At 44.7% G+C, this 11,729-nt stretch carries 10 protein-coding genes; 5 read left to right on the top strand and 5 right to left on the bottom strand.

The genetic code is table 11. From position 1 onward, the window contains the following. Positions 1–47 precede the first annotated feature (47 nt). Entirely contained in the window at positions 48–1,931 is a 1,884-nt protein-coding gene (locus tag DTQ70_RS27615; RefSeq protein ID WP_122934584.1) for a hypothetical protein, read from the bottom strand. A 329-nt stretch (positions 1,932–2,260) separates the two neighbouring features. Between DTQ70_RS27615 and DTQ70_RS27610 the strand changes: the two genes are divergently transcribed. Then, complete coding sequence (locus DTQ70_RS27610; protein ID WP_122933807.1) at positions 2,261–3,193, top strand: hypothetical protein; 933 nt, start codon at positions 2,261–2,263, stop codon at positions 3,191–3,193. 254 nt (positions 3,194–3,447) lie between these two features. Next, on the top strand, positions 3,448–4,278 hold the full coding sequence (locus DTQ70_RS27605; RefSeq protein WP_122933806.1) for a hypothetical protein: 831 nt from the start codon (positions 3,448–3,450) through the stop codon (positions 4,276–4,278). Between the two features lie 382 nt (positions 4,279–4,660). Here the strand turns inward: DTQ70_RS27605 and DTQ70_RS27600 are convergent, their stop codons facing one another. The 4 genes from DTQ70_RS27600 to DTQ70_RS27585 all read right to left on the bottom strand — a co-directional run bounded on the left by DTQ70_RS27600 (position 4,661) and on the right by DTQ70_RS27585 (position 7,895). After that, the gene (locus DTQ70_RS27600) at positions 4,661–5,941 is read right to left on the bottom strand and encodes a sorbosone dehydrogenase family protein (protein ID WP_122933805.1); all 1,281 of its coding nucleotides are present in this window, start codon (positions 5,939–5,941) and stop codon (positions 4,661–4,663) included. Between the two features lie 72 nt (positions 5,942–6,013). Then, positions 6,014–6,922: a M20/M25/M40 family metallo-hydrolase gene (locus DTQ70_RS27595; protein ID WP_229600024.1), complete on the bottom strand. Its 909-nt coding sequence runs from the start codon at positions 6,920–6,922 to the stop codon at positions 6,014–6,016. Between the two features lie 119 nt (positions 6,923–7,041). Continuing rightward, a complete protein-coding gene (locus DTQ70_RS27590; protein ID WP_122933803.1) occupies positions 7,042–7,287 on the bottom strand; it encodes a GlsB/YeaQ/YmgE family stress response membrane protein in 246 nt (81 codons plus the stop codon). 35 nt (positions 7,288–7,322) lie between these two features. Beyond that, positions 7,323–7,895 carry a helix-turn-helix domain-containing protein gene (locus tag DTQ70_RS27585; RefSeq protein ID WP_122933802.1) on the bottom strand — a complete coding sequence of 191 codons (573 nt, stop codon included), beginning with the start codon at positions 7,893–7,895 and terminating at the stop codon, positions 7,323–7,325. 98 nt (positions 7,896–7,993) lie between these two features. Here DTQ70_RS27585 and DTQ70_RS27580 point away from each other — a divergent pair, with 98 nt between their 5' ends. The 3 genes from DTQ70_RS27580 (at position 7,994) to DTQ70_RS27565 (ending at position 11,631) form a co-directional block, all read left to right on the top strand. Then, positions 7,994–9,166, top strand: a complete 1,173-nt coding sequence (locus DTQ70_RS27580) for a sensor histidine kinase (RefSeq protein WP_229600023.1) — start codon at positions 7,994–7,996, stop codon at positions 9,164–9,166. A gap of 166 nt (positions 9,167–9,332) precedes the next feature. Next, complete coding sequence (locus tag DTQ70_RS27575; protein ID WP_122933801.1) at positions 9,333–10,028, top strand: LytTR family DNA-binding domain-containing protein; 696 nt, start codon at positions 9,333–9,335, stop codon at positions 10,026–10,028. A 283-nt stretch (positions 10,029–10,311) separates the two neighbouring features. Further along, a complete protein-coding gene (locus DTQ70_RS27565; protein ID WP_164490244.1) occupies positions 10,312–11,631 on the top strand; it encodes a S41 family peptidase in 1,320 nt (439 codons plus the stop codon). Positions 11,632–11,729: the final 98 nt, after the last annotated feature.

Here is an 11,729-nt window from a genome sequence, read left to right as displayed (position 1 = left end):
CTTTTAATGCAATAGTACCCTCCTTCTCTCAGGTTTCTCTCACGGATTTATCGTTTCTTCACCATAACATCATCCACGTAGAAAACTGCTGGCGCAACGGGTTCATCAGCTCCCACAAGTGGCGGATGAGGGTCTTCGTTCGGCGTTTTGCGGTTGGGTAAATCGCGGTACGGGCCTGTGCGTAGCGACAACCGCTCTACTGATTTTACCGCTTCGGCCAAAGCCGCTTTTTCGACCACTTTCTTGCCGTTGATAACCAAGTCGAAAGAGCCACCCGTGAGTTGAGCATTGACCGAAAGCGTCAATGTGTACCATTGCGAAGCATCGTACGTTTGGACGATTTTTTCAGTCCCGCCATCGGTCACGACGATGTTGCCTTTGTCGTCGAAACGTAGCCGAACAGGGCGGTTGCCGTAGCGGTCGGTGAGGTCAATTTCCAACGAACCCGTCTTGTTTTGGGCGGGCGATACCGTCAGCGAACATTCGATTTGGGAGCCTTCTTCAAACACCCGAATGGCGCGTGCGTAATCGTAAGGGTCTTTGTCGGCCAATTCGAGACATTTTCCTTGCTTTTGGGGCGTTGCCACAACCGTGACGGGCGCCCATTGCGGAGCATAAATGTTCCAGTCGGGTACTGAGCCGTTGTTTTGAAGCGCATTAAAGTCATCGGCGATATTGCCTTTGACTTCGTATCGCACAGGCGTAGGAATGCGGCTAATCCAAATATCTTCTTTGTTCATGCTGTACGACAGCCACATATCGTTGCCAGGCGGATTGCCGTTTCCTTCCTCCATACCGCGCATGTAACAAGGCCCAAAATCTTTCCAACGGCCAAAAAATCGACGCGGCGGGACTTCGCCTTGTACCAAAATCATGTTGTCGAAAATAGCCCCGTCGTCGCCCGTGATGATGACCAGCGGAAAGCGATGTTCGTCCATTTCAATGGGATTGTAACAAATGGCATAGCGCCCGTCGTCGGTGCGTTGTCCCCATTGTTTGCCCCCAGCCATGGTCAACGTAGGTACTTTGACAGGCGTAGAAAAAGTCGTTCCTTCGTCGTCCGACAGCGCAGCTTTTGAACGTTTCCAGAGAGCGACAACCTTGCCATCTTTGCGGTGATAATACGAGAGCGCCTGAATATCAAGCGATTTATCGAGGTTGTTTTTGTAAAAACCGTCTAAGCCGTTGTCTTCTTCTCGCCACTGGAGCGTCATGAGTTTATCGCCCAAAAGCGCGTTGCAAGCCTCCACAAACCCTTGGTCGGTTGATTTTTGGTAAAAGGGATAACTGGTATTTTTCTCGGTCCACTGAACCCCATCCACGGTTTTATGGCTGCTGTACCGAATAAAATAAATGGGGCCGTACGTGCCGTCTTTATAGGCTTCTCGCACCACTCGCCCGATTCCCCCTTCCCGAAACGGTTCTTCGGCGTGGGCATAAAAAGCCAGCACCAACAAACGGCCGTTGGGCGCGGTGTAGAAGCCCATGCGCTGGTGCATCATATAACCATCTGAGCCTTTGGGGATTTTAACACCCTTGGGAGCGACGTACGGCGGAAAGACCACAGTGGGCTTGCTCCAACTTCGGCCGTCTTTGGAAGTAACCACCAAGGTTTGGCCTGGGGCGATGTGCTCATCGACGGGGTTGCTGAGGTATTGTTGGTAAAAGGTGTTGTTCCAATAACAAAGGGTGGAGGCGTGGTTGTACGTCCAGCCAAAACCATCGGCCAATTCAGGATGCGTACGGTTGACCCGCAGCGTCTGCCGACTTTCCACACCAATGGCATAGCGCAGTCGCCCTTCGTGGACTTGCGGGTCGGCGCTGATGCCACCTACGTAGCGCACAGGTTCGTGAACGCTGCCCGTTTGGGCGAAGCTTGTTTTACTTCCAAAAAACAGCATTACTCCGCACAAATAAGCTTTATTTATCATTTCTTTCAACGGTATGTTATTAAGAAGAATACTGCTGAAAAGAATATTTGGGCTACTTAGGCAGGAGGCCTTCTGCCTCATAACTTTTTTATTAATTTACTGCTAAATCGCGCGGAAATCTGTATAATTATGCAATCAATTGGACAGAGTTTAATGTAACACAAGTAACTTTGTAAACCCTTTTAAGGTAGAGTGATTTGATTGTTGTATGTATTGCAAAAAATGCAAAAAGCACAGTAGTAATAGTGTAATAAAATATTAAAAAAACTCAAAAAAAATATGAAAATTACGACATAACTCTCGGATATCCGAGAGTTATTTGCTATATTATGACCTCACATTTGGAGACTATTTTTAATTTATTTGTTTATTCTATTTTAGACTTAATAACTGAAGTAGGAGTTGTGACTTATACCCATGGAGGAAGTGATGATGAAAAAGTTCTCTTTCTTCAACAAAATGTTTCTAGTGACTTTAAAAATGCTCAAAGATTTCCTCTACCTGCAAATTTCAAAATAAAAATTAATGATGTTATCAGGCAAGGAATAGACTACACTTCATACAGAAACTTGTGTAACGAGGGACACGGGCTTTTAGTTTTTGAAACAGCCTTTCAACATTTTGGTGCATCTTCAAATCCATTAGTTGTAGTGACACCAGTAAAAAATGGAGAAATCTTTATTGAAGGATATGAAAAGACAAAAATAGCTATGACAAGTCCACCCAAATTTGTTCATATTGATAAACAGAAAGAATGGTACGTTAACTATATTGATGAAAGCGGTTTTCATTTCGACAATCTTATCAACGACGATTTTATTGAAGCGATAAGAATATTATTCAATGCAAAGCAATATGTTTCCTCAATGAAGTTGCTAATGATTTGCGTTGACACAGTTTCATATCTAGAATTTGGTGACACTAATAAAAACTTTCCCAAATGGCTAGATACTTATGTCGACTTGAATACTTTAGGTATTACATCAGACGAACTTTGGGAATTTAGAAATTCTGTTTTGCATATGACAAATTTAGACTCTCGAAAAGTGCAATCAGGAAAAGTAAAGAGACTAATGTTTTATGTTTCTCACCCAACAACAAAATATGTCAGAGAAACAGACGAGGGGAAAACTTTTAATTTTAAAGAATTGCTGGACACTTTAGCATTAGGCATTAGCAAATGGGCATTGTCATATAATGTTGACAAAGGTAAATTTGAAATATTTCTTAGCAGGTATGACAGAATTATTTCGGACAAATGAATGACAACGACCTACTACAATGGCCAATACAGGCACCAATAACTAAGCATTCGTGGTGGCGGAAAGCCAAGCCATGAAATCCTGAAAGCGTTCGGGATTAAACGAAACTCGGGCGGGCGGCTAGCCTAACGGGCAATGGTGAACAAACCCTCTTTTTGTTATGGAGTTTACCCCGAAAGCGCGCGTATCCCGCTCGTGCCATCGGGGGTACTAAACCTAATTAATACACTTACTATTTTCAGTAACTTTGCTTCATGGAAGCTAAAAAGAAAAAAAGCCAATCAAGTGGACGACAACCCGCACAATACGACAAGATTTTCAAAGAAAATATCGAAGCCGTAATATCAAGCATCATGCAAAATGTGCTTGATATTACGGCTGTTTCTATGGAAGAATTACCTGATGATATTCAGCACACTAAAGAACGCAAACCTGATGTACTCAAAAAAGTAACCGATACAAAAGGAGAGACTTTTGTGCTTCAAATTGAGTTTCAAGTGAAAGACGAACCCGAAATGGTTTATCGAATGGCAGACTATTACATTATGCTTGAACGAAAATATGACCTACCTATCGAACAGTTTGTCATTTTTCTCGGTACGGACAAGCCTAAAATGTCAACCGAACTTGACAGAAAACGATTAATATTTAGCTTTCCACTTATTTCGTTTTCGGAACTTGACTACCATATTTTCCTTAACTCGAACAAGCCTGAAGAAATCATATTGGGTATTTTGGCAAATTTCAAGGGTGAAAATCCCGAAAGTGCTTTAAAACAGATACTTGTACGTATTAAAGAAACTACCAAAGGAGATTTTTCGTTAAATAGATACTTTAATCAGTTGCGTGTTTTAGCTCAGCTTCGTAACTTGGAACTAAATTTAAAAAACGCTATGGACAGCATCGCAGAATATATCAAAGAAGAAAGAGACGTTCTATTTTTGAGAGGTCTTGACAAAGGAAAAGAGTCTTTTGTTAAATATCTTTTAAATGAAGGTAACAAAACCTTTGAACAAATCGCAGACATTGCAGGCGTAGCAGTGGACTTTGTCAAAGCTGTACACCAACAACTTACTGGCCAATAGACACCTGTGGACTTTTTGCGCATCGACACTTGACTGGCGAAAAAACGGGGTCGCACGTGCGACGGTAGCCACCAACATTGTATCGGTTCGCTGATGCGATTATGAAAAAGTGGTGAACGTAAGTAATTCAGCCTCGTATTATTTCCAACATTAGCCCTAAATGGGGTCGCATCGGCGCTCCGATTTTCTGCTTTTACTTCACAAATACCCGTCCGTTGGTGACACAACATTTGAGGCGATTGAAGAACATCACCAACCCTCTCCCGATTCCCTGATTTCACAAGTGACTATCCTTATTTGTGGATGAGAACACCCGCCAAGGCACACACAAAAAATCCCGCGCCAATTACCGACGCGGGATTTTTTATGCAATTAGGAAAACCTATTTCTTAGGAGCCTTATACGTAATCTTGTACAACGTTCCGTTCAAATCGTCGGTGACGTAAATGGCACCGTCGGGGCCTTGGGCGAGGCCCGTGGGGCGGTGTTGAACGGGGCCTGTGGGCTTGGCTAAATCAGTACCTGCAAAATTATCTGCAAAAATCTCCCAAGGGCCAGAAGGCTTGCCGTTTTTGAACGGTACAAAGGCCACCATGTAACCCTTTTTCAACACAGGCGACTGCCCGTGGAAGGCAATAAACGCACCGTTTTTGTACTTGGCAGGAAACATTTTGCCCGTGTAAAACAACAACGCATTAGGGCCAAGGTGGGCAGGAAAATCGGCTACGGGGTTCACCGCCTTTTCGCCGCCCGTTTTCTTTCCATCACCGCCGTATTCAGGACAAAGGATTTTCTTCTTTTGGAAAGGGTCATAATAGACGTAAGGCCAGCCCGCATCGTCGCCTTGGCGAAGTTCGTAGAGGGTTTCGGCAGGCAATTTTTCGCTGTCTTGCGGGGTATAATACTGAGGGAAATCTTCGTGGAACTTCCCGCGACCGTGCATGAGGGCAAAAAGCGAATTATTGGTGGAGTTCCAATCCAAGCCTACCACGTTTTTCAAGCCCGTGGCGTAGCGGATTCCGTCGCTGTAATATTGGTTCAAACGGTCGGTTTTGAAGCGCCAAATCCCCCCGATAGAATCCAACAACGGGCAAGGCATGATGCCCTGCTTGGTACCAGGTTGTTTGCAAGTTTCGTCGTACGAACCTACGTTTACATACACATAGCCATTGTTATCGACGGTCAAGTTTTTGGCTTCGTCGCGGCCGCGAGCTACCAGCCCTTTGACGATGAGTTCGGGGTGGTCATAGTCGATAACTTCTTCTTTGTCATTGAGTTTATAGCGGTAAACGCTAGTAGAAGACGACGCGTACAAATAACCGCCACGGATGTACATACCCGAGCCTTTGTAATCGCCAAAGCCGATTTTTTCGTCGATAACACCGTCACCGTTGGTGTCGCGGAGGCGGTAAATGGCTTTGCCGTCTTTAAGTTTGTTGATTTTGACGTAAATATCGCCGCCTTTAGAAACGGCCAGATGCCGAGGTGTTTCTAAGTCTTCGGCCAAAATAGTGACGTTAAAACCCGCAGGCACTTTGATGTCGGCAGCAGCAACGGTTGACTTTTTAGCGGGGCGTGGAGAAGGACTACTTTTGTAAGAAGCCAGTGTGGTGGCAGCGGTCAAGGCTGCCGCCACCGAAAGGGTGCGTAGATAAATACTCATGAGGTTACCGAAAGGAATTTGGTGTTTACGGTAAATAAAGCACCAAACTTCCTGAATATAACCGCCACGGAACTACCTTACCTCGGTGAAATTCAGCTTAGGCAACTTCATGGCATTCTCAATCAACTGAATTTCAATGTTTAAGATACCCACTTCTGACGCTAGGTCGATTTTTTCGATGTCGTCGGTAGGTTTGTGGTAGTCGTCGTGGCCGCCCGTGTGGAAAAACAAAACGGGGATTTTCTTGGCATAAAACGAAGCGTGGTCGGCACCGCCGCTGCCCGAATTGTCCGTAAAAAATTTAACGCTTGCGCCATTCACTTCCTTAAAAATGGCAGGCCAGGCATCGCTAGTACCGTACCCCCCGATGCCCACACCACGGTCGGGAGCATAGCGGCCAATCATGTCCATGTTGGCCATAAAATTTATTTTTTCCAACGGCAGAGTAGGGTTATTCACAAAGTAACGCGAGCCTACCAAACCCAATTCTTCGGCTCCGAAAGCGATAAAGAGGAAATTATAGGACTCTTTGACGTCGTTTTTGGCAAAATACCGCGCCAATTCTAGTAACCCTGCCACGCCCGACGCGTTGTCGTCGGCGCCGTTGTGAATTTGCCCTACAGCGTTGGCGTCACGCAAGCTTCCTTGACGGCCTTCGCCCAAGTGGTCGTAGTGCGCACCGATGACGATGGTGTAGGGCGCGCCATTGTCCAGAAAACCAATCACGTTTGAAGCAGGACGAATACTGTCGGGGACAACTACACGGCGTACTTTGGCCGTAAAAGGTTGCAAGAAACCGTCGGTACCAAGGGGAGTGAGTCCATTTTTCTTGAATTGTTTGACGATATACGCCGCTGCTTTTTTATTCTCTTTGCTTCCCGTACCCCGTCCTTTCATTTTATCGGAAGCCAAAAACTGAATGTGTTTGGCGACGGATTCCGTGGTTGGACGTACGGATTGACCGTGTACGAATAGAGACACGAGGAAAAAAGCGAGAGCAATAAAAGGTTTCATACTACTAAGAACAGAAAATGGAGTGATTAAAATAAAAACAGCCCGCAAAATACGGGCTATTTGGGTATAAAATGTTGATAAACGCGCTACTTTTTAATCAGGCCAATGACGAACAACACCAACAATGCCCCGATAACGGAGGTGAGAATTGTACTCAATAAACCTGCACCCAACGAGACGCCAAGCTGACCAAAGACCCAGTTTCCGACGAAAGCACCTACGATTCCGACAACGATATTGCCAAAAAGACCAAATCCAAATCCTCGTCTTATTTGACCAGCCAACCATCCTGAAATAGCACCAACGATCAATACATAAATTAAATGACTCATGGTAGTAAAGGTTTAGGGTTTATGATAAAACAAAATTACTCTTTGAAGAAATACATAACGAGCATAGACGCGGTCGTATCTCCAACGTTGACGGGTTTGTGTGGGAGATTGGCGTCAAAGAAAATGGAGTCACCTGCACTCAAGGTATATTTTTGGTCACCCACGGTGTATTCCACTTCTCCGCTAATGATGTATTTGTACTCATAGGCATTGGTTTTGACCATGAAAGCGCGGGTAGCTTTGGGAGCTAGTTCCAGAATCACAATGTCAGTAGGAAGGCTTTGGATATTGCGCGTCATGATGCGTTTGTACAAAAAGCCTTTGGATTGTTCTTTTTCAAACGACTGATACTCGCTACTGCGTTTGACCAGCACTTTGGCTTCGGAAGCTTGTTCTACATCGGCAAAAAAATCGTTCAAATCCACCCCTAGCGAGCGAATAAGGTTGATGAGTACCAACAGTGAAGGAATCGTCCGATTGTTTTCAATTTGCGAGATAAGTCCCTTGCTTACTTGGGCACGATCTGCCAATTGTTGAATGGTTATTCCTTTCGACTTGCGGTAATCTTTCAGTTTACTGCTAATTTGCAGAAGTACTTCGTTGGCCATAACTACAGAACAAACAATTATAGGATTTGGAGACAAAGTAGGAGTATCTATACCAAAAACCAAAACCTATGCTATAAATACTTATCTACCGACAAATTATGCCTGATGACCGCAAGAATTTGGGAGGAATAAAAGAGGCTTCTAATTTTCCCAAAAAATACCCTTTTATGAAAAGCCCCGCGTGGCAATTCTCGGTACACGTATTTGGGGGATTGGCTTTTTTGGCACTTCCCTACATTTTTGCGCCCAATGGGCTTTCACAACTCCTTCACCTGACCTCAAACCCGCATGAGCTTACGAATTTTGGGTCGTACTTGTTTATGCTGGGCTTCTTTTACTTAAATTATTATTACCTAATTCCTGCTTTTTATTTTACCAAAAAGTACATTCGGTACGCCTTGGGTGTTGGCGCAGGTTTTGGGGTTATTTTCCTGCTTCTTACTTCCATTGACCGAACGTCGATTGGCCCTAAAATACACCAAGGCCGCTTTGAGGAACATGGCCATCCCCCACCACCATCTAATGATGAAACCAGACTTCATGATTTCCCTCCACCTCCTCATGAAATGACAACGGGAAATAAGCCTCCTGTGGGTTTTGAGCTAAGTCATGCGCTGTTTCTGTTTTTGGTCGGTGTTTTTGTGTCATTAGCTTTGAGTATTAACCATCGTTTACGGCAAACTGAGCGCGAAAAACTGAACACCGAACTTTCGTTTTTGAAAGCACAAATCAACCCCCATTTTTTATTTAATACGCTCAATAGCATCTATTCGTTGGCGATTGAGCAGTCGCCGCATACGGCCGATGCCGTGGTGAAGCTGTCGTCGTTGATGCGGTATGTCATGCGTGAGGCAGATACTGATTGGGTAAATTTGGCACAAGAGTTTGAATATATCTCAAATTATGTGGCATTGCAAAAGCTTCGCCTTGACGATACCGTGGAAGTGAACTTTGGGATAGAGGGCAAACCTAATGGATACAAAATAGCGCCGTTGATTTTGATTTCTTTTATCGAAAATGTGTTTAAATACGGCGTAAATCCTCAGGAAAAATCGCTGATTCGGATACAGTTGTCAGTAGAAAAGGGTGTATTACAACTGCATACTTTCAACAAAAAAGTGAGAGTATTCTATGATGAAGAAACGTCAAGCGGTATAGGAATGGAAAACACAAAAAACCGTTTGGAATTGCTCTACCCTGATAATTATGAATTGAAAATCGGGGATAGCGTCGATAGTTTTACGGTAGATTTACAATTGCGGATGGCGTAAATCCACCGTGCACCGTGCAGAGGGTTGCTCAAAACCCGACCTCACGTGCAAAGGGTTTCTCAAAACCCGACCTCACGTGCAGAGGGTTGCTCACAACCCGACCCTACGTGCAAAGGGTTTCTCAAAACCCTGTTATTTTATATTAATCAAAAAACGTAACCCCACTATGCTCAAAGCAATAGCTATCGACGACGAGCCCCCTGCACTGCGGGTGATTTCTCATTTTTGCAGTCAAGTACCTTTCATTGACTTACAAAAAACCTTTTCGCGTACCGACGAGGCGCTGGCTTATTTGAACGAAAATGAGGTGGATTTGCTCTTTTTGGATATAAATATGCCTGCCATGTCGGGGATTGATTTCTATAAAGCGATTCCAAAAGCGGCGATGGTGATTTTTACGACGGCCTACGCTGAATATGCCGTAGAAGGCTTTAACCTCAGCGCAGTTGACTATCTTTTGAAACCATTTACCTTCGAGCGTTTTCAGCAGGGAGTTCAAAAAGCGCTGGATTATTCTCAGTTCATCAAAAAAGCAGAACCTGAGCTTGCTGTTGAATATTTATACATCAAAGCCGATTACAGCACCTATAAAATTGCCATCGCCGACATTTTGTTTATCGAGGGGTTAGACGATTACCTCAAAATTCAGCTCGAAAATGCGAAACCTATCGTGGCGCGTATGACCATGAAAAGCATGGTTGAAAAACTGCCAGCACGGGATTTTATACGAGTGCATCGGTCGTTTATTGTACCCATGCGACGCATTGAAAACGTTCGGAATAAGACAATTACGCTTAGTGGAAATGAAATTCCGATTGGAAGTAGCTACGAAACTGAGTTTTTCAAACGTTTTTCCTCCTAGTAAGTGTCAGCGGTTTCTCAACTGTGTCAGCGGTTTCTCAAAACCGCGTCTGTCGAGTCCGTGGTTTTGAGAAACCACGGGCACGGCGAAGAAACCACAGGCACGGCACAAAACCACGGGCACAGCGTAAAACCACGGGTACGGTTTTCTGCAACGCTCCCAGAAGGATATGCGTAACAGCAATTGTTAACGCAATCATCCACTTTTTGAGCATCGACCGAATTTGTCATACCTCTCCCTGTTTTTTTTCTTCACCTAACTTAAAAACAGTATCATGAGCAACATGGCAAAACTTACTATTGGAATGACTGTAGCGTTTTGTATTGCCCTTTTTAGTTGCAAACAAAACAACCTCGACCCGCAAACCACTTCTAGCGGCTCTAGTTCTTCAAATACCTCCTCAAATACGGCAGACATTCGCGATTCGCTTTGGCTGTACATGCAAGATGTTTATTTGTGGTATGATAAACTTCCTACTACGTTTAATCCTCGATCGTATGCCGACCCTGAAAGTGAGATGGATGCGTTGCGTACCTATCAAACATTAGACCGCTGGTCGTTTGTGGAAAAGGCGAGTACTTTCAATAGCTATTTTTCGGACGGCGAAACGCAAGATTTTGGTTTTTGGATAAAATACGATGCCAACAACGACCTGCGCGTGCGTTATGTATATGACCAATCGCCTGCGGGAAAAGCAGGGGTAGAACGGGGCTGGAAACTGACGACGCTGAACGGACAATCGGTAAAGTCAATGACGGATGATGCCATTGTTAATGCCTTCTATGATGCGACTTCTACGACGTTTGGGTTTGAAAAATCGGATGGAACTACATCCACCGTTGCGCTAACAGCCGCGACTTACACGATGAATACGGTACTTTTTAACAAAACCTACGACGTAGCGGGGCGGAAAGTTGGGTATTTTGTCTTCAATAGCTTTACAGGAACGCCTTCGCAGAATGAGCTAAAAGCGGTATTGAGCAATTTTGAAAGTGCAGGAGTCAACGAACTCATCGTGGACTTGCGCTATAATGGCGGGGGCGACGTCGAAACGCAAATTATGCTGGCCAACGCGCTTGCTCCTACGAGTGTCACCAAGTCGTCGGTGATGTTTAGCTATCTTCACAACACCAAACTTTCGCAGTGGAACGAGACGATTCGCTTTTCTAAAACGGGTTCTTTGAATCTTTCTCGAATTTTCTTCATCACGTCGTCGGCCTCTGCTTCCGCCTCCGAATTACTTATCAATAACCTAAAACCGTATCTGGACGTCAAAACAATTGGTAGCACGACGCACGGCAAGCCCGTAGGCATGTACGGTTTTGAGGTGATGGATTACGTCATTGCCCCGATTGCCTTTAAAACGGTAAATGCAAACAATGTAGGGGATTATTACACGGGCTTAGCCGTTGATGCGGCGGTATCGGATGGACTCAGTAAAAACTGGGGCGATACGCAGGAAAACTGTTTGGCCGCAACACTCAACTATATTCAAACGGGTAGTTTTACTGTAACAAGCAACGCCCGTCTTTCGGTCGAACAAGTAACCATGAACCAAACGCTTGACAAAAAAATAGTCAAAAACACCGTGGTCAGACGATAGTCAGACCACGAAGAATAGAAGAGTCCTCAAACACTGGTCGGCGATAGTCAGACCACGAAGAGTACAGCGGTAAACACAGGTCTGACTATCGTCTGACC

The organism is Runella sp. SP2 (assembly GCF_003711225.1).
Taxonomy (GTDB): Bacteria; Bacteroidota; Bacteroidia; order Cytophagales; family Spirosomataceae; genus Runella.
This window is presented reverse-complemented; position numbering and strand designations above follow the sequence as displayed.

Bases quoted from the DNA above. Each gene is read 5' to 3' on its own strand.
- DTQ70_RS27615 (WP_122934584.1), bottom strand. From the start codon at position 1,931: ATGATAAATAAAGCTTATTTGTGCGGAGTAATGCTGTTTTTTGGAAGT.
- DTQ70_RS27610 (WP_122933807.1), top strand. From the start codon at position 2,261: ATGACCTCACATTTGGAGACTATTTTTAATTTATTTGTTTATTCTATT.
- DTQ70_RS27605 (WP_122933806.1), top strand. From the start codon at position 3,448: ATGGAAGCTAAAAAGAAAAAAAGCCAATCAAGTGGACGACAACCCGCA.
- DTQ70_RS27600 (WP_122933805.1), bottom strand. From the start codon at position 5,941: ATGAGTATTTATCTACGCACCCTTTCGGTGGCGGCAGCCTTGACCGCT.
- DTQ70_RS27590 (WP_122933803.1), bottom strand. From the start codon at position 7,287: ATGAGTCATTTAATTTATGTATTGATCGTTGGTGCTATTTCAGGATGG.
- DTQ70_RS27585 (WP_122933802.1), bottom strand. From the start codon at position 7,895: ATGGCCAACGAAGTACTTCTGCAAATTAGCAGTAAACTGAAAGATTAC.
- DTQ70_RS27580 (WP_229600023.1), top strand. From the start codon at position 7,994: ATGCCTGATGACCGCAAGAATTTGGGAGGAATAAAAGAGGCTTCTAAT.
- DTQ70_RS27575 (WP_122933801.1), top strand. From the start codon at position 9,333: ATGCTCAAAGCAATAGCTATCGACGACGAGCCCCCTGCACTGCGGGTG.
- DTQ70_RS27565 (WP_164490244.1), top strand. From the start codon at position 10,312: ATGGCAAAACTTACTATTGGAATGACTGTAGCGTTTTGTATTGCCCTT.